General features: G+C 62.7%; 20 protein-coding genes. 12 read left to right on the top strand and 8 right to left on the bottom strand.

Annotation, left to right across the window (positions count from 1 at the left end; translation table 11 throughout):
* Positions 1 to 33: 33 nt before the first annotated feature.
* From WDB86_RS08285 to WDB86_RS08270, 4 genes are all read right to left on the bottom strand, one after another.
* Positions 34 to 174: an entericidin A/B family lipoprotein gene (locus WDB86_RS08285; protein ID WP_339108947.1), complete on the bottom strand. Its 141-nt coding sequence runs from the start codon at positions 172 to 174 to the stop codon at positions 34 to 36.
* Positions 175 to 275: 101 nt separating this feature from the next.
* Positions 276 to 1,430, bottom strand: a complete 1,155-nt coding sequence (gene argE, locus WDB86_RS08280) for an acetylornithine deacetylase (protein ID WP_406735667.1) — start codon at positions 1,428 to 1,430, stop codon at positions 276 to 278.
* Between the two features lie 14 nt (positions 1,431 to 1,444).
* A complete protein-coding gene (locus WDB86_RS08275; protein ID WP_406735666.1) occupies positions 1,445 to 2,629 on the bottom strand; it encodes a M24 family metallopeptidase in 1,185 nt (394 codons plus the stop codon).
* A 186-nt stretch (positions 2,630 to 2,815) separates the two neighbouring features.
* Positions 2,816 to 3,298 carry a MarR family transcriptional regulator gene (locus WDB86_RS08270; RefSeq protein WP_339108951.1) on the bottom strand — a complete coding sequence of 161 codons (483 nt, stop codon included), beginning with the start codon at positions 3,296 to 3,298 and terminating at the stop codon, positions 2,816 to 2,818.
* A gap of 260 nt (positions 3,299 to 3,558) precedes the next feature.
* Here WDB86_RS08270 and ectA point away from each other — a divergent pair, with 260 nt between their 5' ends.
* The 4 genes from ectA to WDB86_RS08250 are packed head-to-tail and all read left to right on the top strand — an operon-like array spanning position 3,559 to position 7,288.
* Positions 3,559 to 4,068, top strand: a complete 510-nt coding sequence (gene ectA / locus WDB86_RS08265; RefSeq protein ID WP_406721632.1) for a diaminobutyrate acetyltransferase — start codon at positions 3,559 to 3,561, stop codon at positions 4,066 to 4,068.
* A 49-nt stretch (positions 4,069 to 4,117) separates the two neighbouring features.
* Positions 4,118 to 5,386, top strand: coding sequence for a diaminobutyrate--2-oxoglutarate transaminase (gene ectB / locus WDB86_RS08260; protein ID WP_406735665.1), 1,269 nt, complete (start codon positions 4,118 to 4,120; stop codon positions 5,384 to 5,386).
* Between the two features lie 45 nt (positions 5,387 to 5,431).
* On the top strand, positions 5,432 to 5,839 hold the full coding sequence (locus WDB86_RS08255; RefSeq protein ID WP_339108953.1) for an ectoine synthase: 408 nt from the start codon (positions 5,432 to 5,434) through the stop codon (positions 5,837 to 5,839).
* A gap of 6 nt (positions 5,840 to 5,845) precedes the next feature.
* On the top strand, positions 5,846 to 7,288 hold the full coding sequence (locus tag WDB86_RS08250; protein WP_406735664.1) for an aspartate kinase: 1,443 nt from the start codon (positions 5,846 to 5,848) through the stop codon (positions 7,286 to 7,288).
* A 122-nt stretch (positions 7,289 to 7,410) separates the two neighbouring features.
* Here WDB86_RS08250 and WDB86_RS08245 read toward each other — a convergent pair whose 3' ends face one another.
* Positions 7,411 to 8,340: an ABC transporter ATP-binding protein gene (locus WDB86_RS08245; RefSeq protein WP_339108955.1), complete on the bottom strand. Its 930-nt coding sequence runs from the start codon at positions 8,338 to 8,340 to the stop codon at positions 7,411 to 7,413.
* An 81-nt stretch (positions 8,341 to 8,421) separates the two neighbouring features.
* Between WDB86_RS08245 and WDB86_RS08240 the strand changes: the two genes are divergently transcribed.
* From WDB86_RS08240 to WDB86_RS08225, 4 genes are all read left to right on the top strand, one after another.
* Positions 8,422 to 8,646 (top strand): zinc-finger domain-containing protein, encoded by a 225-nt coding sequence (locus tag WDB86_RS08240; protein ID WP_339108956.1) that lies wholly within the window; start codon positions 8,422 to 8,424, stop codon positions 8,644 to 8,646.
* 100 nt (positions 8,647 to 8,746) lie between these two features.
* A complete protein-coding gene (locus WDB86_RS08235) occupies positions 8,747 to 9,166 on the top strand; it encodes a globin domain-containing protein (RefSeq protein ID WP_339108957.1) in 420 nt (139 codons plus the stop codon).
* A gap of 588 nt (positions 9,167 to 9,754) precedes the next feature.
* Positions 9,755 to 12,592 carry a DNA polymerase I gene (gene polA / locus WDB86_RS08230; protein ID WP_406735663.1) on the top strand — a complete coding sequence of 946 codons (2,838 nt, stop codon included), beginning with the start codon at positions 9,755 to 9,757 and terminating at the stop codon, positions 12,590 to 12,592.
* Positions 12,593 to 12,668: 76 nt separating this feature from the next.
* Complete coding sequence (locus tag WDB86_RS08225; RefSeq protein WP_406735662.1) at positions 12,669 to 13,586, top strand: cation diffusion facilitator family transporter; 918 nt, start codon at positions 12,669 to 12,671, stop codon at positions 13,584 to 13,586.
* A gap of 3 nt (positions 13,587 to 13,589) precedes the next feature.
* Here the strand turns inward: WDB86_RS08225 and WDB86_RS08220 are convergent, their stop codons facing one another.
* The 3 genes from WDB86_RS08220 to WDB86_RS08210 are packed head-to-tail and all read right to left on the bottom strand — an operon-like array spanning position 13,590 to position 15,791.
* A complete protein-coding gene (locus WDB86_RS08220; protein ID WP_339108960.1) occupies positions 13,590 to 14,396 on the bottom strand; it encodes a glycosyl transferase in 807 nt (268 codons plus the stop codon).
* Between the two features lie 6 nt (positions 14,397 to 14,402).
* On the bottom strand, positions 14,403 to 15,203 hold the full coding sequence (locus WDB86_RS08215) for a TIM barrel protein (RefSeq protein WP_406735661.1): 801 nt from the start codon (positions 15,201 to 15,203) through the stop codon (positions 14,403 to 14,405).
* The gene (locus WDB86_RS08210; RefSeq protein ID WP_406720241.1) at positions 15,204 to 15,791 is read right to left on the bottom strand and encodes a DUF1285 domain-containing protein; all 588 of its coding nucleotides are present in this window, start codon (positions 15,789 to 15,791) and stop codon (positions 15,204 to 15,206) included.
* A gap of 78 nt (positions 15,792 to 15,869) precedes the next feature.
* Between WDB86_RS08210 and WDB86_RS08205 the strand changes: the two genes are divergently transcribed.
* Genes WDB86_RS08205 through WDB86_RS08190 form a run of 4 tightly spaced genes read left to right on the top strand, consistent with a single transcriptional unit; the run spans position 15,870 to position 22,661 of the window.
* Positions 15,870 to 16,886 carry an AAA family ATPase gene (locus tag WDB86_RS08205; protein ID WP_406735660.1) on the top strand — a complete coding sequence of 339 codons (1,017 nt, stop codon included), beginning with the start codon at positions 15,870 to 15,872 and terminating at the stop codon, positions 16,884 to 16,886.
* Positions 16,887 to 16,903: 17 nt separating this feature from the next.
* Positions 16,904 to 17,812: a DUF58 domain-containing protein gene (locus tag WDB86_RS08200; protein ID WP_406737032.1), complete on the top strand. Its 909-nt coding sequence runs from the start codon at positions 16,904 to 16,906 to the stop codon at positions 17,810 to 17,812.
* On the top strand, positions 17,812 to 20,556 hold the full coding sequence (locus tag WDB86_RS08195) for a DUF4159 domain-containing protein (RefSeq protein ID WP_406735659.1): 2,745 nt from the start codon (positions 17,812 to 17,814) through the stop codon (positions 20,554 to 20,556). The genes WDB86_RS08200 and WDB86_RS08195 overlap by 1 nt, the downstream gene beginning before the upstream one ends.
* Complete coding sequence (locus WDB86_RS08190; RefSeq protein WP_406735658.1) at positions 20,556 to 22,661, top strand: hypothetical protein; 2,106 nt, start codon at positions 20,556 to 20,558, stop codon at positions 22,659 to 22,661. The genes WDB86_RS08195 and WDB86_RS08190 overlap by 1 nt, the downstream gene beginning before the upstream one ends.
* Positions 22,662 to 22,740: the final 79 nt, after the last annotated feature.

Below are 22,740 nucleotides of genomic sequence, written 5' to 3'. Positions count from 1 at the left end.
CAAAATGCACCGGGGGCTGCCGTCCATGCGGGATCAGCGTTGGGCTTCTACCGCTTCGCGCTGGACAACGTGACCTGCGGTCGAAACGTCCTGACCGAAGCCGTGCACCGTCGAACAGGCCGAAAGCGCGCTGACGGCAACAAGAATAAGGGCGGGGAAAATACGTTTTGTCATGGTGCGACTCCTTTGTCTCTGGGGCCATAACACACGAAAATCATGCAGGTTCCGCAAGTTCCGTCATTATCGTGAATATTCCCGTATGAACGGATTTCTGCCTATGAGCGGTCGGAAATCAGCCGATCGAACATGGTCAGACAGCTTTGCATCTGGTCAAGGCTGACAAATTCGTCAGGCTTATGCGCTTGCGCGATTGACCCGGGGCCGCAGATCACCACATCGGTGCCAAGCGCCTGAAACAGGCCGGCTTCTGTCGAAAAAGGGACACAGGCCGCCTCGTTGTGCCCCGTCAGCCCGAAGACCAGATCGCGGGCCTCGTTTTCCGGCATAGGTTCCAGCCCCGCGACCTCGCCTATGGTTTCCGTCAGGATGCTGGCCTGCGGGTGGGTCTGGCGCATCTCGGCCAGTAGGGTGTCAACATGGCTGGCGACCTCGGATTTCACGAAATGCATGTCATCACTGGTAATGGGGCGGAATTCCCAGTCCAGAACCGCATGATTGGCAATTACATTATGGGCCACACCCCCTTGCAGCCGTCCCACGTTCAAAGTGGTCCAAGGCGGGTCGAAACGTGACTGCGCAGGGGCGCGGGTCACCAGATGCTGGCGCAGCTCCAACAGGCGGGCAATATAGCGCGCCGCATATTCCACCGCATTCACGCCGCGTTCGGGGGCCGAGCTGTGGCCCTCCAGCCCCGAAAAGGTCACGCTATATTCGCAACAGCCCTTATTGCCCTCGATCACCTGCATCTCGGTCGGCTCGCCGATGATGCAGAGACGGGGGCGGAGGTTGCGTTGGGCAAGCGTGTCGGTCAGTGCGCGCGCACCAAGGCAGCCGACCTCTTCATCATGGGTGAACGCGAAATGGATGGGGTGTTGACCGGCGATGCGCGCCAGTTCTTCGGCTTTGGTCAGGCAGCAGGCGATGAAGCCTTTCATGTCACATGCTCCCCGCCCGTAAAGCCGACCGTCTTCTTCCTGCATCTCGAAAGGGTTGGTGCGCCAATTCTGGTCGGCCACCGGCACGACATCGCTATGGCCCGAAAGCACAAGCCCGCCATCCCCCTCCGCCCCGAGCGTGGCCCAGAGATTGGCCTTTTTCCCTGACGGATCGCGCAGGATCTCTACCCTTGCGCCTGCCGCTTCCAGATGGCGGGCGCAATAAGTGATGATATCAAGATTGCTCTCGGCAGAGATACTGGGGAAAGCAATCAGGTCTCCCAGAATAGCCCGTGCATGTTGAAGATCTGACATATTTCCCTCCAAGCTCAGTCTTTGACAAAGAGCTTGCGTTCGATATTGCACAGCGGCTCGGCGGGCCCATCCTCGCGGATCAGGATGGTTTCGGTGGTTTCCATCCCCCAATCGTCCATCCAGAGGCCCGGCATGAAGTGGAAGGTCATCCCCGGTTGCAGCACGGTCTCATCCATCGCCCGCAGCGAGACGGTATGTTCGCCCCAATCCGGCGGGTAGGAACAGCCGACCGCATAGCCGCAGCGGGCAGGGCGCTCGATCCCCACTTTCAGCAGCTCCGTGTCCAAAGCGCGGGCAATGTCGCAGGCGCGATTGCCGGGGCGGGCGACCTCGATGCCGGCATTCAGCCCCGCGGTCAGCGCCTCGGCGGCATCCAGCATATGCTGCGGCGGCTTGCCCAAGTAAACCGACCGGCAGAGCGGCGCATGATAACGCCGGTAGCAACCCGATTGCTCGACAAAGGTCATCTGGTCTTTCTGGAACGCCTCGCCATTCCATGTCAGATGCGGGGCGGAGGCATCCGCGCCGGATGGCAGCATCGGCACGATGGCGGGATAATCGCCCCAGCTGTCATCCTCGCCCTGCACGGCGGTCTTGTACAGCTCGCCCACCAGATCATGCTTGTGATAGCCCGGCTCGATCAGCTCGACCGCGCGGGTGATCACCAGTTCCGAGATCCGCGCGGCACGGCGCATGAAGCGCAGCTCCTCGTCGGATTTGATCAGCCGCTGCCAGTTCACCAGCACCGATGCATCCACCAGCGTGGCCTCGGGCAGCCCCTCGGCCAGCACGGCATGGGCGCGGGCGGTGTAGAAATAGGTCTCCATCTCCACCCCGATTCGCGCCTGACCATGGCCAAGGATACGCAGATGGGAGGCGAGATCTTCCATCGGATGCACGGTGTCGGATTGAACCATGCGGTCGGCATACCAGCGGATCTGGTCGTCACTCATCCACACGGTGCGCTTGGCACCATTGGCATCCATCATCCGGCCCCACCAGATCGGGTCGCCCTCCATCGTCAGGATGACGCCTTGATGGGTGTAGAAGGACCAGCCGTCATAGCCCGTCAGCCAGAACTGGTTGGATGGGTTGGTGACAAACAGCACATCCAGCCCGCGCTCGGCCATCGAATGGCGCACCAGCGCAATGCGACGTTGATATTCGGGCAGGCTGAAGGGGGCATTCTCGATGGGCATGGAGTCTCCGTCTTGAAATTGCTGGCGTAAACCGGCTGTGGCCGATGGGCGTGCGGTGGCGGGCAGCACCTGTTCGGGCGCTGCCTTGCCTATATGGGACACCGCATGCCCTGCGAGCGTCAAACGGAAATCGGCTGCCTTGGCGGAAACCCAAGGCCTGTACGCCCCCGAAGGGCGCGTATCTGCTTATTGTCTTGGCGTAATATCCCCTGAATGCAGCACGGGAGCTGCATCGATCGCGCCCGCATCCAGCATCGCGGCGACGCGTTCCAGCGAGGCCACAAGCTGGGCCTGCTCCCAGTCGGCCAGATTTTCGAACTTCTTCACAAAGCGCTGTTGCAGGGCGTCGGGGGCTTCGTCCAGCGCGTGGTGGCCGGCTTCGGTGATGACAATATCGGTCTGGCGGCGGTCGATCTCGGACCGCTGGCGCTGCACCATGCCTTTATCGACCAGCTTGTCGACAAGCGAGGTAACGGTGGCCTGACTGACCCCCATGCGGGTCGAGATCGCCTTGGCGGTCGACCAGCCCTTTTCGGCCACCACTTGCAGGACACGGAACTGCACAGGCGTCAGCCCCGCCGATTTCGCAAGGTCACGGCCAAAAAGCTCGGTCGCACGCAGGATGCGGCGCAGGGCAATAAGACTCATATCGGTACGGTCGCTGCTCATACCGTCTCCATAACTGGTTAGAAGCTTCGAATGGCTTAATATCGCAGAGGCGGAGGCGGTGGGCAATTACGATTTCCTTTGCTTTGACTAACGGATATTCCCTTTGTCACTTAGGGTTTCGATGGGTTTATAGCAAATTTAAGCCTATATTTTCAACATTGGAAAAGAAAATTACTTTGAATGTTGAAATTTATACTTCGATGATCTAATTAGATTGACGAAGCAACTGAGGAAGTGGAATCGTGCCGACAGTCGAAGTCATGAAACAGCCAAAGCTTACCTTCCGAAAGCCGGACGCGAAGGACGGGTCGGAAATCTGGTCGCTGGTGTCGCGGTGCAAGCCGTTGGACGAGAACTCGATGTATTGCAATCTCCTGCAATGCGACCATTTCCGCGATACCTGCGTTCTGGTCGAACAGGATGGCCTGCCGGTTGGCTGGATTTCGGGATATATCCCGCCTTCGACCCCCAATACCCTTTTTGTCTGGCAGGTGGCCGTGGCGCCCGAAGCGCGCGGTCTTGGCCTGGGCAAGCGTATGCTGGCCCATCTGCTTGACCGCCCCGAGACGGCGGATTGTGCCCGCCTGCAGACCACCATCACCAAATCGAACGAGGCCTCATGGGGCCTGTTCCGCTCTTTCGCGCGCTCTATTGGCGGCGAATTGACATCGGCTGCACATTTCGACCGCGATGACCACTTCGCAGGCCATGCCGCAACCGAGCACATGGTCACCATCACATTCGAGGAAGAGGCGATGGCGGCGGCCTGATCCGCCCCCTTCTTCCCATTCCCCCCATATCAAACCCAAGAGGTTCTTTATGCCGTTTGACAAAGCAAACGACCGGACGATTTTTACCCAACGTGAATCCGATGCCCGCTCTTACTGCCGTGGTTTCGATACCGTTTTCACCGAAGCCCGTGGCTCGGAGCTGTTCGACGCTGATGGCAAACGCTACATCGACTTTCTGGCGGGCTGTTCGTCGCTGAACTACGGCCATAACGACCCCGATATGAAGCAGGCTCTGGTTGACCACCTGATGGCGGATAAACTGGGCCATGCGCTTGATTTCCATACCGATACCAAGGGCGAATTCATCGAGGTCTTCCGCGACCTGATCCTGCGTCCGCGCGATATGGACCATAAGCTGATGTTCATCGGCCCGACTGGCGCCAATGCGGTTGAGGCCGCGATGAAGATCGCCCGCAAATCGACGGGGCGTCAGAATATCATCGCCTTCACCAATGGCTTCCACGGGGTGACCATGGGCGCGCTGGCCGCGACCGGCAATGGCTATCACCGCGGCGGGGCAGGGATGATGCCGCAGGGCGTGACCCGCATGCCGTTTGATGGCTATGCCGAGGGCGTGGATTCGGTCGCTCTGCTGGACCAGATGCTGTCGGATGCTTCGGGTGGCGTGGATGCGCCTGCCGCGATCATCATGGAGACCGTGCAGGGCGAGGGCGGGTTGAATGCCGCATCGCCGGACTTCGTGCGCGGCGTCGAGGCCGTGGCCCGCAAGCATGGCGCGCTGTTTATCATCGACGATATTCAGGCGGGCTGTGGCCGGACCGGCACCTTCTTCTCCTTTGAAGAAATGGGCGTGAAGCCCGACATCGTGACCATGGCGAAATCGGTCTCGGGCATGGGCCTGCCGATGGCGCTGGTTCTGGTGCGCCCCGAGCATGACGTGATGGGTCCCGCCGAGCATAACGGCACTTTCCGCGGCAATACCCATGCCTTTCTCACCGCGAAAACCGCGATCGAGAAGTTCTGGGCCGATAACGCCTTTCAACGCCAGCTGGCCGATAAGGCTGTGGTGCTGACGACGGCACTCCAAGAGGTGGCCGAGATGTTCGATGGCGCCTTCCTGAAGGGCCGCGGGCTGATGCAGGGCGTGGATGTCGGCACCGGCGAACGCGCTTCCGAGATCTGTGGCAAATGCTTTGAAAAGGGCCTCGTGATCGAGACCTCGGGCAATGAAGACCAAGTGGTCAAGGTGCTGGCACCGCTGACCACGCCGGATGCGATCTTCCGTGAGGGGCTGGACATTCTGATCCAATCGGCCCGCGAAGTCGCTGGCAAGTAATACGGACTGGTGAATAACCCAGCCCCCAATGAATAGGAGACCACTATGATTGTACGTGATTTCAACGAACTGAAGAACACCGATAAAGCCGTGGCCAATGAGCGCTGGACCTCGGTCCGCATGCTGCTGGCCGATGACAAGATGAACTTCTCGTTCCATATCACCACGCTGGAAGCGGGCTCGGAGCATGAGTTCCATTACAAGCACCACTTCGAGAGCGTTTATTGCATGTCCGGCACGGGGCGCATCATCGAACTGGATAACGACAATAAGACCCATGAGATCAAGCCGGGCGTGATGTATGCGCTCAACCTGCATGACCGTCACCGCCTGATTGCCGATGAGGGCGCGGATCTGGTGATGGCCTGCTGCTTCAACCCGCCGGTGACCGGTAAGGAAGTGCACCGCGAGGACGGCTCTTACGCGCCTGCGGACGAGCTGGAGAAGGCGTAAGCCAGCATGGGCAGTACTCCGCAATATCCCGCTCATACCGTCGAAAAGATCGGTGGCACTTCGATGAGCCGCGTGCGCGAATTGCGCGACACGCTGTTTATCGGGGGCCGCGAAGGGGCCGCGCTTTATGGCCGTGTCTTCGTGGTCTCGGCTTTCGGCGGCATCACCAACCTGCTTCTTGAGCATAAGAAGACCGGCGAGCGCGGCGTTTATGCGCGTTTTGCCGATGCCGATAATGATCACGGCTGGCTGGAAGCGCTGGATGTTGTGGCGCAGGCCATGGGGGAGGCGCATCGCAAGGTGCTGGACCACCCCGCCGATCTGGCGCAGGCCGACAGTTTCGTGCGTGACCGGATCGATGGTGCGCGTAACTGTTTGATCGATCTCGGAAGGCTGTGTTCTTACGGGCATTTCCGGCTGTCGGATCATATGCTGGCGATGCGCGAGATGCTGTCGGGTCTGGGCGAGGCGCATTCGGCCTATGTCACCACGCTGATGTTGCAACGCGCAGGCGTGGCGGCGCGGTTTGTCGACCTGTCGGGCTGGCGCGAAGAGGGCGATCCCGATCTTGAGGACCGCCTGAAGGCGGGGCTTGAGGGCGTGGATCTGACCTGTGAGATGCCGATTGTCACGGGTTATGCGCAATGCCGCGAAGGGCTGATGGCCGAATTCGACCGTGGCTATTCCGAGGTGACCTTCTCGCGGCTGGCGGCCTTAACGGGCGCGCGCGAGGCGATCATCCATAAGGAATTCCATCTGTCTTCGGCGGATCCGAACCTTGTGGGGCAAGACGCCGTGCGCAAGCTGGGCCATACCAATTATGACGTGGCCGACCAGCTGTCGAATATGGGGATGGAGGCGATCCATCCCAAGGCAGCCAAGGCGCTGCGTCAGGCCGAGGTGCCGTTGCGCGTGACCAACGCCTTCGAGCCCGATGATCCGGGTACGCTGATCGACGACAAGCCGGCGGATACGCCAGCCGTCGAGATCATCACTGGCCTCGATATTCTGGCGCTTGAGCTGTTCGAGCAGGATATGGTGGGGGTGAAGGGCTATGATGCGGCGATCCTCGAGGTGCTGACGCGTCATGATGTGCGCATCATCTCCAAGGCGTCGAATGCCAATACGATCACCCATTATGTCGATTGCTCGTTGAAGGTGGCGCGGCAGGTGGAGCAGGATCTGAACCGGATCTACCCCTCGGCCAAGGTGTCGGCGCGGCCCTTGGCGATGGCCTCGATCATCGGGCGCGATCTGAACGGGTTGTCGACCCTGACGCGCGGGCTGCAGGCGATTGCGGCGGCGGGCCATGAGGCTTTGGGCGCGACGCAGGGTCCGCGGAATGTGGATGTGCAATTCGTGCTGGAGCGCCCGAGCCTGAAGCCGGTGATTGCCGCGCTGCATGGCGAGTTTATCGCGCCCTGCGAGTTGCAGCTGAAAGCGGCCTAAGTTTGGGTTTCTGAATGCGGGAAAGGGGTGCCCTTCGGGGTGCCCCTTTTTCTGTTGGGGGGGGCGGTTTCACCGCGGCCATCGAGGCCCCGGCAAAACCGGTCGGGGGCCTTGCCCCCTCCTTAGCGGCCCGAGGTGAGGGAGAGGAACACGTCTTCCAGATCGGCCTCGGTGGTTTTGACATCGGCAATGTCGATATGGGCGGCGCGCACCGCGTCGAGGATGGCATTGGCCGAGGTTTTATGGCGGTTGTAGTCGAAGGCCAGCAGCCCGTCTTCGCGGCGGGTCAGCTGCACGCCTTGGGGCAGGGTGATGTCGGGGGCGTCGCCCATTGGGGTGATCAGCATGGTTTTGGCGTCCATCTGTGCCAGCAGGGCCTCGGTCCTGTCGCGTATGATCAGATCACCATGATTGATGATGGCGATTTCGTCGCACATCTCCTGCGCCTCCTCCAGATAATGGGTCGTCAGGATGATCGTCATGCCTTGTTCGTTCAGCTTGCGGACGTTGCGCCACAGCATGCTGCGCAGTTCGATATCCACCCCCGCTGTCGGTTCGTCCAGCACCAGAATCCGCGGGCGATGGACCAATGCCTTGGCCAAGAGCAGACGGCGTTTCATCCCGCCCGAAAGGCTGCGGGCATAGGTTTCCGCTTTATCCGACAGTCCCACCAGTTCGAGGATCTCGTCGGTCCAGCGCTCGGCTTTGGGCACACCATAAAGCCCTGCCTGCAGTTCCAGCAGATCGCGCGGTTTGAAGAAGGGGTCCATGTTGATTTCCTGCGGCATCACGCCGATGGCCGCCCGCGACTGGCGGGGATTCTCATCCTGATCGAAGCCCCAGATTTTCACTTGACCTGCGCTTTTACGCACAAGCCCTGCGAGGATATTGATCGTGGTCGATTTGCCCGCGCCATTGGGCCCGAGCAGTCCGAAGATCGAGCCTTCGGGAATATCAAGGTCCAGCCCTTTCAGCGCCTCTTTCGGGGGCGCATGGCGCGTGCCTGCGTAAGTTTTCCGTAAACCTTTGATCTCGATTGCCGATCCTGCCACTTGCCGGTCCTTTTCGCATTGCTGTATCATGGGCCCGAACCCGGGCGCTTGCTGCCTGTCCCTAATATAGTGGAGCCACCGATGACCGCCACCACCCAGACTGCCGCTACCCCGACCCCTTCTGTGCCGGAAGCCCCTGAAACCGAAATCGTGACGACGTGGAAAGTGTGCTGTGATGGCGGCGTGGGGGCTTTGGGGCATCCGCGTGTCTGGCTGGCCATTCCGCCCGAAACCGGCTTTGTCGAATGCGGATATTGCGACAAGAAATATGTGATCGACCGCGCGCATGCCAAGACGGGGCACTGACCCTGCGGGTTGATTCAATTTGAACCAATGCCCGCATCGCGATTAGGCCCCTGTTAAGCTATTCTTCCTACCGTTGCGTCACGTTTCGGAGGGAAGGATCGTGCTGGACAAGGGCCTGACTGCACTTATTCGCGATAGCTACGCAAAGGCGCTTTTGCGCAGGCCCTGCCTTTTGCAGGATTTCTACCTTTATCTTCTGACCCGCCATCCGGAGATGGAGCCGCTTTTCCCTAGATCTATCGCGCGTCAGGCCGATAAGTTTGCGGGGGCGTTGCAGCTTTTGCTGTCTTATGAAAACGCACCCGAAGACTTGTCACGGGCATTGCGCCAGTTGGGGCGTGACCATCGCGGGCACGGGGTGCGGGCCGAACATTATCCCGCAGTGATAGAGGCCCTTGTGGCGACTCTGGCGATCCAGTTGGGGCGCGACTGGACAGAGGCCTATGAAACAGCCTGGCGCCGCTTTCTGGAGTTTGTCAGTCGCGAGATGCTGGCCGGTGCATCGGATGAAGCCGCCTGAGAGTTGCAAAATCGGGATTTCAGCCCGATCGCAGCGCAGAGGCGGGCTGCCATATTTGTGCGCGACGTATTCAGCAATGTGAGTACCGGACCGGTTCCGGATCTGCACTTCGCGCCCATCAGGACATCTGCCGGCGCCCTGTCCGGCCCTATCCGTGGGGGGGCTGCCGGTATAGGCGCCCTGATCGGCGAACAGGATCTGTGCGGTCTGCTGGTCTCACAGGCCACATCGGCTGGCTCATGTCACTGGCGTTGCGCCCATGTGCCTGTAGAAGGTCTTGTAATGAAACAGGGTCTTGTAATGGATCCGGCCGCGCAGATCCCTATGCGCCGCGTCCTGAACCACGGTCACTTCACCAATCCCCTTTCTCTCCGATAAAGGCGCATCCCATAGGGTAACTGGTCGTGTCCTCGGAGCGTTCGCAGGGGTATCTCCCTTCGGGCAAGGTCGTCGGTGGCCCGGTCAGATGTCGGGCGGCTTGCTTGTCCGAGAGGGAAAAGAAAGTCCCAGCAGAACTGGAAGAAACCGGCGGATCATGGCAAAACGTCTCGAAATATAGGTATGTAAAAGCTGACCGGAGGGAAGCATATGGCGGAAGGTTTTGGCAAAGGGTGCCACCTGCATCTGATCGACGGATCGGCGTTTATCTTCCGCGCCTATCATGCGCTGCCGCCACTGACGCGCAAATCCGACGGGCTGCCGATCGGGGCGGTGTCGGGCTTTTGCAATATGCTGTTCAAATATGTCGAAGAGGCCAAGGGCGCGGATGCGCCGACCCATGTGGCGGTGATCTTCGATAAGGGCAGCCATACCTTCCGCAATGACCTCTATGACCAGTATAAGGCCAATCGCGAGGCCATGCCCGAGGACCTGCGCCCGCAGATCCCGCTGACCCGTGCGGCCACCGAGGCCTTCAATATCGCCTGTAAGGAACTGGCGGGCTATGAGGCAGATGACATCATCGCCACCCTTGCCCGTCAGGCGCGCGAAGCAGGCGGTCGGGTGACGATCCTCAGCTCCGATAAGGACCTGATGCAGCTTGTCGGCGGCGGGGTCGAGATGCTGGACCCGATGAAGAACGTCCAGATCGGCCTTGAAGAGGTCGAGAAGAAATTTGGCGTGACCCCCGATAAGGTGATCGACGTGCAGGCGCTTGCCGGCGATTCGGTCGATAATATTCCGGGCGCTCCGGGGATCGGCATCAAGACGGCGGCGCTTTTGATCAATGAATATGGCGATCTGGAGACGCTGCTGGAACGCGCGGGCGAAATCAAACAGCCCAAGCGCCGCCAGACCCTGATCGACAATGCCGACCAGATCCGCCTGTCGAAACAGCTTGTGACGCTGGACCCAGAGACTCCCATCGATTTCACGCTGGACGACCTCGAGGTCCGCGACCCCGAGCCGGAAACCTTGATGAAATTCCTCAACGAGATGGAATTCCGCACGCTCACCCGTCGCGTCGCCGAGAAATCCGGCACCACGCCGCCACCCGCGCCAGAGCCCGTGGCGAAAGCCACGGGCGGGGCCGCCGAGGCGGGGGGTAGCCCCGTCGAGGCGGCCCCCTTCACCCCCGAGAATTACGTCCATATCAAGGATGCCGCGACGCTTGCCAAATGGCTCGATAAAGCCCGCGCGCGTGGCTGGCTGGCCATCGATACCGAGACGACCTCGCTTGACGAGATGCAGGCCGATCTGGTTGGCGTTTCGCTGGCGATTGAGCCCAATGAAGCCGCCTATCTGCCGCTGGGCCATACCGAAGGCGGCGATGACCTCTTCGGTGGCGCGCAGCTTGTGCCCGAACAGATGGATCTGCAAGAGGCGCTTGCGCTCTTGAAGCCCGTGCTGGAAGACCCTTCGATCCTGAAGATCGGGCAGAACATGAAGTATGACTTCAAGATCCTCGCCCGCCACGGCATCCGCATGGCGCCGATCGAGGATACGATGCTTCTGTCCTATGCGCTTCACGCCGGTCTGCATGGCCACGGCATGGATACGCTCTCTGACCGCTATCTCAGCCACCAGCCGATCCCGATCAAGGATCTGATCGGCTCGGGGAAATCGCAGATCACCTTCGATAAGGTGCCGCTTGAGAAGGCCGTAGCCTATGCCGCCGAAGATGCCGATATTACCCTGCGCCTGTGGCAGCTGTTCAAACCGCAGCTTCACGCGCAAAAGGCCACCACGATCTATGAAACCGAAGAACGCCCGCTCGTGCCGGTTCTGGCCGATATGGAAATGGCGGGGGTGAAGGTCGATGCCTCGGTGCTGGCGCGTATGTCCAATGTCTTCGCCCAGAAGATGGCGCAGCTTGAAGACGAGATCACCGAGATCGCAGGCCAGAAATTCAACGTAGGTTCGCCGAAACAGCTGGGCGAGATCCTCTTTGACGTGATGGGCGTCGAGGGCGGCAAGAAGGGCAAGACCGGTGCCTATTCGACCGGCGCAGATGTGCTCGAAGACATCTCGACGATGGAAGACCGTAACCCCGAGGCTGCAAAACTCGCCTCGGCGGTGCTGGACTGGCGCGGGATTTCCAAGCTGAAATCCACCTATACGGATGCGCTGCAGACCCATGTGAACCCCGAGACGGGCCGTGTGCATACGTCCTATTCCATTGCGGGGGCGAATACGGGGCGTCTGGCCTCGACCGACCCGAACCTGCAAAACATCCCCGTCCGCTCGGAAGAAGGCCGCCGCATCCGCGAGGCCTTTGTCGCCCCCGAAGGCCGCCGGATCGTCAGCCTTGACTACAGCCAGATCGAGCTGCGGATTCTGGCTCATGTGGCGCAGATCGACGCGCTGAAACAGGCCTTCCGCGAGGGCGTGGATATTCACGCAATGACCGCCTCGGAAATGTTCAACACCCCCGTCGAGGGCATGGACCCGATGATCCGCCGTCAGGCCAAGGCGATCAACTTCGGCGTCATCTATGGCATCTCGGGCTTCGGTCTTGCGCGCAACCTGCGCATCCCGCGCGCCGAGGCACAGGGCTTCATCGACCGCTATTTCGAGCGTTTCCCCGGCATTCGCCAATATATGGAGGACACCACGGCCTTCGCCAAAGAGCACGCCTATGTCGAAACGCTCTTCGGTCGCCGGATCAACACCCCCGAGATCAATGCCAAAGGGCCGGGGGCGGGCTTTGCCAAACGTGCAGCCATCAATGCACCCATTCAGGGGGCGGCTGCCGATATTATCCGCCGCGCGATGGTGCGCATGCCCGAGGCGATCAAGGGCATTGATGCGACCATGCTGTTGCAGGTCCATGACGAACTGATCTTCGAGGTGGCCGAGGCTGATGTGGACCGGCTGATCGCCACCGCGCGTGAGGTCATGGAAGGCGCCGCCGAGCCTGCGGTGAAGCTTGATGTGCCGCTGATTGTGGATGCGGGGCAGGGGCTTTCCTGGGCCGAAGCGCATTGATCACGCGACCGTGACGTAAGGGCTGGCTGTGCAGCCGCCAGCCCCGCGCTAGGGTGGTCCCAAAGGGAGGCCACCCATGCCGCATGATCACCATCACCACCACCATCATCTGGACCCCGCGAGCGGCGACCGTGCCGTGGTCTGGGCGGTGGCGATCAATATGGCGCTGACGGTTGCGCAGGTCGTGGGCGGGGCACTGGCGGGGTCGATGGCGTTGGTGGCCGACGGGGTGCATAACTTCTCGGATGCGGCGGCGTTGATCCTTGCCTTTGGCGCGCGCAGGCTGGCGCGGCGGGGCCATGATGCGCGTATGACCTTCGGCTGGTCCCGCGCCGAGGTGCTGGCCGCTTTCACCAATTATATCGCACTGATCCTGATTTCGATCTGGCTGCTGGCCGAGGCGGTGGGGCGCATGATCGACCCGCCCGAGGTCGAGGGCTGGACCGTGCTGATTCTGGCAGGGCTGGCGTTGATCGTTGATCTGGGCACCGCTGCGCTGACCTTCAAGCTCTCGAAAGACAGCCTGAATATCCGCGCGGCCTTCCTGCATAATCTGGCGGATGCGGGGGCCTCGGTTGCGGTGATCATCGGCGGTGCGGTGATCCTGATCTGGGACTGGCGGCTGGTGGACCCGATCCTGACGGTGCTGATCTCGGTCTTCATTCTGTGGCATATTTTCGCGGATCTGAAACCCGTCACCAGCATCCTGATGCTGGGCGCGCCCGCCGCGCGTGATAGCGCCGAGATCAAGGAGGCCTTGGGCCAGATCGAGGGCGTGACGGGGGTCCATCATGTGCATCTGTGGCAGATCGATGAAAAGCGTACCTCTTGCGAGGCGCATATCGTGCTGGCCGAAGGGGTGGAATATGCGCCCGTTATCGCGCGGGCCAAGGTGATGCTGGTCGAACGGTTCGGCTTGGCCCATGTGACGCTTGAACCCGAAAGCGCGGCTTTGGGCTGTGCGGATGCCCGCCCCGATCCCCACCCTGCCTGAGTGCTATTCGCGCCACGCCTCTTTGATCCACGGCGTAGGCTTCATGAAGTGGCGCAGATAGCGGAAGGCCGAGCCCTCGTTCTCGGGGCGGTTGGGGAAATTGGCAAGATGGTCGCGCAGGGTAAACCCCTCGCGCCCCTGCCAGCCGCCCTCGATGGCGGTCTGCGGGTAGACCCCGCCCGGAAAGATCACCACGCGGGCATCGGGATGTTTGCGCGCGGGCATCACCCAGTTCAGCGGGAAGACCGGCAGGCACTGATAACGGAAATGCTGCACCCAGTTCTTCGGGAAAAGGTCGATGCCGCCCGGCGCATTACGGGTCACAAAGCGCTGCTCATAGACATATTCCTCGGCCACGCCCAAAGGATCGGCACAGAATGTCTCTTGCAGGGGCAGGAGCTTGCCCACCGGAAAGCGGAAGCAGGAGGTCTGACCCAGCCGCTCGAAGGGTTTGGCGGGGTTGCGCGACAGCACCACGCCATCAGGGTCGCCATAGGTGAAAAGATCGTCCAGCGATCCGGTGATCACCAGATCCAGATCCAGAAACAGCACATTGCCGGTCAGGCTGCCCAGCTTCGGCCCCCAAAGGCGCGCCTTGGGCCAGATGCCCTTGCGGGTCTTCGGGATTTCAACCGGAATTTCGGGCAGGGGCTCGGTTTTCACCTCGGGGCGGATGCCCTCGGGGTTGTCGCAAAAGCAGGTGAAGGTGAAGGGCGGCGTGATATTGCGCGCGACCATAGCGTACAGGCGATTGATGAAGGGCGGGCCATATTTGGTGCCCCAGTTGATGCAGATCACCTGCTTAATCATGGCAATTCAGCCTTTCGCCTTGCGGGGTCGCCCCCGTGTCTTCTTGGGGGCGGGCTCCTCGGAGGGAGCGTCCCCTATGATGCGCCTCAGCCATGCAAGCCCGCCTTCGGTGGTCTCGCGCGGCGTATAGTTGGCGCAGACATAGCCGGAATAACCGCCCGCGTCGAGATGGGCGCAAAGCCCCGCCAGATCAAGGGACTCGCCCGCAGGTTCGTGCCCATCGGCCCCTGCCAGCCAGAGATGGCCAAGTTGCGGCAGGTAGGGTGTGACCCATGCAATCGGGTCTTCGCCGGAAGCAAGGGGGCTGCGCAGATCAGCGGCCAGTAACAGGTTTTTGCCGCCGACTTCCGCAAGCACATGGGCACAGCTTGCCAGATCGGGCAGCAGGCTGCCCGCCCCCTCTGGGGTGATCATGAAACGCGCTTTCGGATGGGCTTTGCAGGCGGCCTTGAGATTGCCGATCAGGGTGCCGATCTGCGCCTCGGGCCCCGCCAGCAGTGTCAGGAAACCGGATTTCAGCACGTCGGCCACCCGCAGGGCCCGCTTGAGATCGCGCAGGAAGCGGTCTTCTTGGCCCGCGACCCCCGCATAGCCCGGCAGGCCGCCGGTATAGTTGGGTGGCGGAGCGTCCAGCCCGGTCCAGAACAGGTCGTTCATCACCAGCTGATAGCGCAGATCGGGGGCCGCTGCATCATAGGGGCTGCGCATCTCGACCGCATCGAAACCGGCAGATTTCGCGGCAGAGAACCGGGTCATGAGCGGACGGTCAGAGAAGAGATGATCCAGATCGGCTGCAAATTTCGGCATTCAAAGCTCCGCCATGGGGATGATAGGGAAGAATCGGCCTTCCGACCACAACCCCAGCCAGTCCTCTTCACCATGTTTCCCGCTTTGGGCGAGGTCAACCAGCCTGTAGAAGGTTTTCCTGTCGATCAGCGCCTCCAGACCGCGCCGGATATGCACATAGGGGGAGGGCTCTCCCTGCGCGTCGAGAGTGACGCGGATCGGATGGTCGGCATTGGCGGTGACCGTATCGCCGACATTGGTGGTAAAGCGGATCTGCTGCGTCTCGCCGGTGCCGGTCACGTCGGCATCGACGGCCAGAAAGGGGGCATCGACCACGCGGATGCCCACTTTCTCGACCGGAGTGACCAGAAAATACGCGTCGCCTTCGCGCTTGAGGATCGAGGCGAAAAGCCTGACCAGAGCCTCGCGCCCGATCGGGGTGCCAAGGTAGAACCATGTCCCGTCACGCCGGATTTCTATATCCAGATCGCCGCAGAAGGGCGGGTTCCAGAGATGCACGGGCGGCGGGCCTTTCTGCGTGGCCTGACGGGCCGCTGCTGCCAGCCCGTCGGCGGTGGGGGCCTTCACGGGCTTGTGTGTCTGTGTCATGCGGGCCTTTGAATTAGCTATTTGGTTTTGAGGCGTAATCTGGTTTTCTATATGTAATACTTTTCGCGGAGCATTGTCATGACCGAGCCTACCGATCTTGTCGCTGAAATTGAAACCCTTGGCGCAAAGCTGATGGCGGCAAGGGAATCGATCAATAAGCGTTTCATCGGGCAGGAGCGCGTGGTGGAACTGGTTCTGGCGGCGATGCTGTCGGGCGGGCATGCGCTTTTGATGGGGCTGCCGGGTCTGGGCAAGACCATGCTGGTGGATACGCTGTCCACCGTGATGGGGCTCAAATCGAGCCGCATCCAGTTTACGCCTGACCTCATGCCCGCCGATATTCTGGGCTCGGAGGTGCTGGAGACCGCCCCCGACGGGGCGCGGGCGTTCCGTTTCCTCGAAGGGCCGGTGTTCTGCCAGCTTCTGATGGCCGACGAGATCAACCGCGCCAGCCCCCGCACCCAGTCGGCGCTGTTGCAGGCGATGCAGGAGCAGGAGGTCTCGATTGCCGGAGAAAGCCGTCCGCTGGGCCGCCCCTTCCATGTGCTGGCCACCCAGAACCCGATTGACCAAGAAGGCACCTATCCGCTGCCCGAGGCGCAGCTTGACCGTTTTCTGGTGCAGGTGAATGTGGTCTATCCCGACCGTGAAACCGAGCGTGCGATCCTGCTGGCCACGACGGGGGCCGAACTGGGCGAGGCGCATGAGGTGTTCACCCCCGACGAGCTGCTGCGCGCGCAAAATCTGGTGCGGCAGATGCCGGTGGGGGCTTCGGTTGTCGAGATGATCCTTGATCTGGTGCGCGCCTGCCGCCCCAATGAGCCCGATGCCTCGGCGCTGGTGCAGGACAGACTGTCCTGGGGGCCCGGTCCGCGGGCCGCACAGGCCTTGATGCTGACGGTGCGGGCGCGGGCGCTGATGCAGGGACGTCTGGCCCCTTCGGTCGAGGATGTTCTGGCCTTGGCCGAGCCCATTCTTGTGCACCGCATGGCGCTGAGTTTCTCGGCGCGGGCGCGTGGTGACGACCTGACGCAGATCATTGCCGATGTGGCGCAGGAGGTGGCGTCCAGAGCCGCGAAAGAGGTTGCGGCGTGAACGCCTCCAAAGCTCCGATGACAAAAGCGCCCGTTTCGCAGGCTCCCGTGCTGGGCTTGCGGCGAGAGGCCGACCAGCAGGCGGCGACATTGCCGCCCCTGCTTCTGGCGGCGGAACAGCTTGCGCGCACGGTGCAGATGGGCTTTCACGGCAAGCGCCGTGCGGGAACGGGCGAGGAATTCTGGCAATATCGCCCTGTCCATAGCGGCGACGAGGCACGGTTTATCGACTGGCGGCGGTCGGGCCGTTCGGACAGCCAGTTCGTGCGGGAGCGCGAATGGCAACTGGCGCAGACGCTGCATCTATGGGTGGATGATTCCGCGTCGATGCAGTTCACAGGGGCCGGGACCGGCCGCAATGCCCGACCGGAAAAAGGCGCGCGGGCGCGGCTTCTGGCGCTGGCGCTGGCAGTTCTGTCGGTCCGCTCGGGCGAGCGGGTGGGGCTGACGGGGGCCTTGGTGACCCCCAAGCCGGGGCGCGGGCAGATCATGACGCTGGCGCAGATGATGTCGCAGGCCGGTGCGGTGGATGATTACGGCGTGCCCGAGACCTCTGCCGTGCGGGCGCAATCGAAGGTGGTTTTCCTGTCGGATTTTCTGGGCGATCCGCAACGTATGGCCGAAAGCCTGCGGCGCCTTTCGGAGCGCGGCGTGACGGGGGTAATGTTGCAGGTGCTGGACCCTGTCGAGGAGGATTTCCCCTTTGATGGCCGCACGATTTTTGAATCGATGGCGGGGAGCCTGCGCCACGAGACCCGTAAGGCCGGTGATCTGCGTGCGCGCTACCGCTTGCGTCTGGCCGAGCGGCGCGACAGGCTGGCCCGGATGGCACGGGCCGCGGGCTGGCAGTTTGGAACCCATCATACCGGCGAGACGGCGCAATCGGCGCTTCTTTGGCTGCATGCCGCGCTGGAAAGGGGGCGCTGATGTGGGGTCTTGGACCCGTCGGGTTTACCGCCCCCTGGCTGTTGCTGGGGCTGGTCGCCCTGCCGGTGCTGTATCTTGTGCTGCGCGCCACGCCGCCCGCGCCAGTGCGCCGCCGGTTTCCCGGTGTGGCACTGCTTCTGGGGCTGTCCGATCAGGAAGTGCAGGCTGCGCGCACGCCGTGGTGGCTGATGGCGCTCAGGATGCTGGCGGTTGCTGCCGCGATTGTCGGTTTTGCGGGGCCGGTGCTGCATCCCGTGATGTCGGTGCAGGGAGCATCGGGGCCGCTGGTCATTCTGACCGATGGCAGCTGGGCCTCGGCGCGCGACTGGAGCCTGCGTCAGGACCGGATCTCGCAGGCCCTGGCGCAGGCGCAGGCCGACGGGCGGCCCGTGGCGCTGATTTCGCTGAGTGACCCGCCGCCCGAGCCGCCGCCATTCCTGAGCGCCGAGACCGTGGCGCAGGGGCTGGCGGGCGTGCAGCCTATGGCATGGGAGCCGCAGGATATCGAACCGGCGAAGATCCTGCCGAAGGGAAAATTCGAGACGCTCTGGATTTCGGACGGGCTGGACCGCGCCGGACGCGCGGCATTGGTGCAGGCCTTGCAGGCGCGCGGGCCGCTGACCGTCTGGCAGTCTCAGGCGCCGGTGATCGCGCCTGGGCCTGCGCGGATCAGGGACAGTGGCGTCGAGGTTCCGGTCAGGTCGCAAGCCCCGCTGACCGCGACCATCGAGGTCGCGGCCATCGGGCTCGACCCTAACGGGATCGAGCGGGAACTGGCCCATGTGCCGGTCACGATGGCGGGGGCAGCAGGCGTGGCGCTCTTTGATCTGCCGCCCGAGCTGCGCAATCGTGTGAGCCGTTTTGCCGTGGTGGGCCTCCGTTCCGCAGGGGCGGTGAGCCTGACCGATGACGCGGTCAAACGGCGCAAGGTGGCGCTGGTGTCGGGCACCAATTCGCGCGAGGGGCTGGAGCTGCTGGACCCTGCCCATTATCTGCGTGAGGCTCTCAAGCCCACCGCCGATCTGATCGAGGGCACTCTGGACGATGTGCTGGTGGCCAATCCCGATGTGATCATTCTGGCCGATATGGCCGAGATTTCCGCTCCTGACCGTCTGGCCGAATGGGTCGAGGAGGGCGGGTTGCTGGTACGCTTTGCGGGGCCGCATATGGCCGCGGCCGATCTGAGCGGCGACCCCCTTCTGCCGGTGCATCTGCGGGCGGGCGGGCGCTCGATCGGGGGGACGATGAGCTGGGGACAGCCACGCCAGCTTGCGCCGTTTCCCGTCGGTTCGCCCTTCGAGGGGCTGGCGGTGCCGTCCGATGTGACCGTGAAGGCGCAGGTGATGGCCGATCCGGCACCGGATCTGGCTTCACGCACCATTGCCGCGCTGGCTGACGGGACGCCTTTGGTGACCCGTTCCAGACTGGGGGACGGGCAGCTTGTGCTGTTCCATGTGGCGGCGGATGCCGAATGGTCTACCCTTCCGCTTTCCGGACTTTTCCCGCAAATGCTTGAACGTCTTGCTATTTCCAGCCGTCCTGCGCAGCCCGATCCGGGCGAGCTGGCGGGCACGACATGGGTGCCGCAAAAGCTGATTGACGGGTTCGGGCGGCTTTCGACCGCCGAAAACGCCGGCGGTGTCGCAGGCGAGACGCTGGCCGCAGGGCCGGCAGGGCCGGATCTGAAGCCGGGGCTTTATACCGCCGATGACCGCGCTGTGGCCCTGAATGCCGTGGCACCGGACCGGCGGCTGGCACCCGCCATATGGCCTGCGGATATCCCCGTCGAGGGGGCGCAGACACAGGTTGCGCGGCCGCTGAAGGGCGCGTTGCTCGGGCTGGCCCTGCTGGCGCTTGTGGTGGATATTCTGGCCTCGCTTCTGCTGTCGGGGCGGCTGCGCGGGCCGCGGGCCACGCATCTGGCCGGAGCGGCGGTTGTGGCGCTGGCTTGCGGGCTGGCGGGGCAGCAGGCCCGCGCGCAAGACCAGATGCCGATTGACCGTGCGATTGCTGCCGCGTCCAATGTGGTGCTGGCGCATGTGGTGACCGGCGATGCCGAGGTGGACCGCATCGCGCAGGCGGGGCTTCAGGGGCTGTCGGACACGCTTTATGCCCGCACCACCGTCGAACCCTCGACACCGATGGCGCTGAATCTGGAAACCGATGATCTGGCGCTTTTCACCTTTATCTACTGGCCCGTGACAGCAGACCAGCCCGCGCCCAGCCCCAAAGCCTATGCCAAGCTCAACCGCTTTCTGCGGGGGGGCGGCATGATACTGTTCGATACCCGCGATGCCGATACCGCCGGTATGGGCGAATCCCCCGAGGGGCAGCGGCTCAAGGCTCTGGCGGCGCCGCTCGATATTCCGCCGCTGACACAGATTCCGCCCGATCATGTGCTGACACGGACCTTCTATCTGCTGGCCAGCTTTCCCGGGCGCTATGACGGGCCGGTCTGGGTCGAGGCGGCGGATGGCAAGGCCGCACAGGCCGAGGGGATGCCGTTCCGTGATCTCAATGACGGGGTGACGCCCGTGGTAATTGGTGGCAATGACTGGGCGGGGGCCTGGGCCGTGGATGCGCGCGGCAACCCGCTGCTGCCGGTCGGGCGCGGCATGGGCGGGGACCAGCAGCGCGAGATGGCGCGCCGGTTCGGGGTCAATCTTATTATGCATGTGCTGACCGGCAATTATAAATCCGATCAGGTGCATGTGCCCGCACTTCTGGAAAGGCTTGGTCAGTAATGAACACCCTCTCGGTGATCTGGGCACCCTTGGTGCCGTGGGAGAGTCTGGTGCTGGCGGGCGTGATCTGCGGGTTGGCCGTGGGGGTCGCGCTCTGGCGGGGGCTGCGCGGCTGGGCCTTGCGGGGCATGGCGCTTGCGGTGCTGCTTCTTGCGCTGGCCCAACCGTCGATCCAGACGGAAGAGGGCAAAAGCCTTTCGGATATCGTGTTCCTGCTGGACGACCGCTCGGCCAGCCAGAACCTGTCGGATCGTAGCGCACAGACCGACAAGGCGGTGGCCAGCCTGACCCGTCAGATCGAGGCGCGGCCCAATACGGAGTTGCGCCGGATCACGGTGGGCGATGCGCCCGAGAATGCAGGCACGCTGCTGGGCTCGGCTATGGCCGAGGCGCTGGCCGCCGAGCCGCGTGCACGGGTGGCGGGCGCGCTGATGGTGACCGACGGGCAGGCGCATGACGCGGGGCTGATGCCGGATCTGCCCGCGCCGCTTCAGGTGCTGATGACGGGCCATAAGGCGGATTGGGACCGCCGTCTGGTGATCCAGTCCGCGCCGAGCTTCGGGATTATCGGAGAACCCGTCTCGATCCGGCTGAAGGTCGAGGATATGGGGCAGGTGCCTGACAAGGCGCCCAAAACGGCCGAGCTGAAGATTGCCATCGATGGGGCCGCCGCGCAAAGCTATCAGGTGAATGTGGGCGAGGATCTGGAGCTGCCGCTGGTGCTGGACCACGGCGGGCAGAATGTGGTGCAGTTCTCGCTGACGCCGGTCGCGGGCGAGCTGACCGACCGCAATAACGATGCGGTGGTGCAGATGAACGGGGTGCGCGACAGGTTGCGCGTGCTGCTGGTGTCGGGCGAGCCGCATGCGGGCGAGCGCACATGGCGGAACCTGCTGAAATCGGACGCTGCGGTGGATCTGGTGCATTTCACCATTCTGCGCCCGCCGGAAAAGCAGGATGGGGTGCCGGTGTCGGAACTGTCGCTGATCGCCTTTCCGACCCGCGAGCTGTTCGTTGACAAGATCCATGACTTCGATCTGATCATCTTTGACCGCTATGCCGCGCGGGGCATCCTGCCGCAAAGCTATTTTGCCAATATCGCGCAATATGTGCGCGATGGCGGCGCGGTTCTGGTATCGGCGGGGCCGGAATTCGCCACTGTCGAAAGCCTCTGGCAGACGCCGCTCAAGGACATTCTGCCGGCACGGCCTACGGGGCGGGTATTCTCGCAGAGCTATCTGCCGCGCCCGACCAAGCTGGGGATGCGCCATCCGGTGACGGCGGGGCTGGCAGGGATGCCGCCGGTCGATCCCGCGAAGGATGGCGGGACCAAGCATTGGGGCCATTGGCTGCGCCAGATTGAACTGGGCGATGTGCGCGGCGAGACCGTGCTGACGGGCGCGCAGGATGCGCCGCTTCTGGTCATGAGCCGCGAAGGCAAGGGGCGGGTGGCGCTTCTGGCATCCGATCAGGCATGGCTGTGGGATCGCGGCTATGACGGGGGCGGGCCGCAGCTGGAATTGCTCAAACGTATCGCCCATTGGGAGATGAAAGAGCCCGAGCTGGAGGAAGAGGCGCTGTATGCCGAGGTCCAGCCCGGCGCGATGGGCTTTACCATTGTCCGTCGCAGCATGGCCGAGAAAACCGGCCCTGTCACGATTACCAGGCCCGATGGCACGACCGCGCAGGTGGATCTGAAAGAAACCGCACCGGGGCGGTTTACCGCGCAATGGGCCGCGTCCGAGGCGGGGCTGTACCGGCTGAAACAGGGCGATATGGACCGCGTTGTGGCGCTGGGTCCGGCCAGTCCGCGCGAATATGAGCAGACCATTGCCTCGGGCGCGCCACTGGCGCAGGCGGTGGCGGGCTCTGGCGGGGCTGTGACGCGGCTGGAAGAGGGGATCCCGCAGATTCGCAGCGTGCGCGAGGGCCGGCCCTCGGCCGGGCAGGGCTGGATCGGGATCACGCCGCGCGGGGCGTCCGAAGTGGCCGATATCCGTGTGATGCCGGTCCTCCCCGCTTGGGCATGGCTGGTGCTGGCGGCACTTTTGACAGTGGGGGCATGGCTTTACGAAGGGCGGGGACGCCGTCGCCAGACAGGATAGGTCCGGCTTGCGGCAGATGCGGATTTAAAGCGAAAACATGATCTCGGTCAAAGTGCTCACCATTTGGTGATATTAAATG

Source organism: Thioclava sp. GXIMD4215, from assembly GCF_045291555.1.
Lineage (GTDB): Bacteria > Pseudomonadota > Alphaproteobacteria > Rhodobacterales > Rhodobacteraceae > Thioclava > Thioclava litoralis.
Note: the sequence above shows the minus strand (reverse complement) of the source record. Positions and strands in the feature narration are given on the sequence as shown.

Excerpts from the sequence above, each read along its gene's own strand:
- WDB86_RS08210 (WP_406720241.1), bottom strand. The coding sequence starts at position 15,791 with ATGACACAGACACACAAGCCCGTGAAGGCCCCCACCGCCGACGGGCTG.
- WDB86_RS08250 (WP_406735664.1), top strand. The coding sequence starts at position 5,846 with ATGGGCAGTACTCCGCAATATCCCGCTCATACCGTCGAAAAGATCGGT.
- WDB86_RS08195 (WP_406735659.1), top strand. The coding sequence starts at position 17,812 with ATGTGGGGTCTTGGACCCGTCGGGTTTACCGCCCCCTGGCTGTTGCTG.
- ectB (WP_406735665.1), top strand. The coding sequence starts at position 4,118 with ATGCCGTTTGACAAAGCAAACGACCGGACGATTTTTACCCAACGTGAA.
- polA (WP_406735663.1), top strand. The coding sequence starts at position 9,755 with ATGGCGGAAGGTTTTGGCAAAGGGTGCCACCTGCATCTGATCGACGGA.
- WDB86_RS08285 (WP_339108947.1), bottom strand. The coding sequence starts at position 174 with ATGACAAAACGTATTTTCCCCGCCCTTATTCTTGTTGCCGTCAGCGCG.
- WDB86_RS08255 (WP_339108953.1), top strand. The coding sequence starts at position 5,432 with ATGATTGTACGTGATTTCAACGAACTGAAGAACACCGATAAAGCCGTG.
- ectA (WP_406721632.1), top strand. The coding sequence starts at position 3,559 with ATGAAACAGCCAAAGCTTACCTTCCGAAAGCCGGACGCGAAGGACGGG.
- WDB86_RS08205 (WP_406735660.1), top strand. The coding sequence starts at position 15,870 with ATGACCGAGCCTACCGATCTTGTCGCTGAAATTGAAACCCTTGGCGCA.
- WDB86_RS08240 (WP_339108956.1), top strand. The coding sequence starts at position 8,422 with ATGACCGCCACCACCCAGACTGCCGCTACCCCGACCCCTTCTGTGCCG.
- WDB86_RS08215 (WP_406735661.1), bottom strand. The coding sequence starts at position 15,203 with ATGCCGAAATTTGCAGCCGATCTGGATCATCTCTTCTCTGACCGTCCG.
- WDB86_RS08220 (WP_339108960.1), bottom strand. The coding sequence starts at position 14,396 with ATGATTAAGCAGGTGATCTGCATCAACTGGGGCACCAAATATGGCCCG.
- WDB86_RS08225 (WP_406735662.1), top strand. The coding sequence starts at position 12,669 with ATGCCGCATGATCACCATCACCACCACCATCATCTGGACCCCGCGAGC.
- WDB86_RS08270 (WP_339108951.1), bottom strand. The coding sequence starts at position 3,298 with ATGAGCAGCGACCGTACCGATATGAGTCTTATTGCCCTGCGCCGCATC.
- WDB86_RS08200 (WP_406737032.1), top strand. The coding sequence starts at position 16,904 with ATGACAAAAGCGCCCGTTTCGCAGGCTCCCGTGCTGGGCTTGCGGCGA.
- argE (WP_406735667.1), bottom strand. The coding sequence starts at position 1,430 with ATGTCAGATCTTCAACATGCACGGGCTATTCTGGGAGACCTGATTGCT.
- WDB86_RS08190 (WP_406735658.1), top strand. The coding sequence starts at position 20,556 with ATGAACACCCTCTCGGTGATCTGGGCACCCTTGGTGCCGTGGGAGAGT.
- WDB86_RS08275 (WP_406735666.1), bottom strand. The coding sequence starts at position 2,629 with ATGCCCATCGAGAATGCCCCCTTCAGCCTGCCCGAATATCAACGTCGC.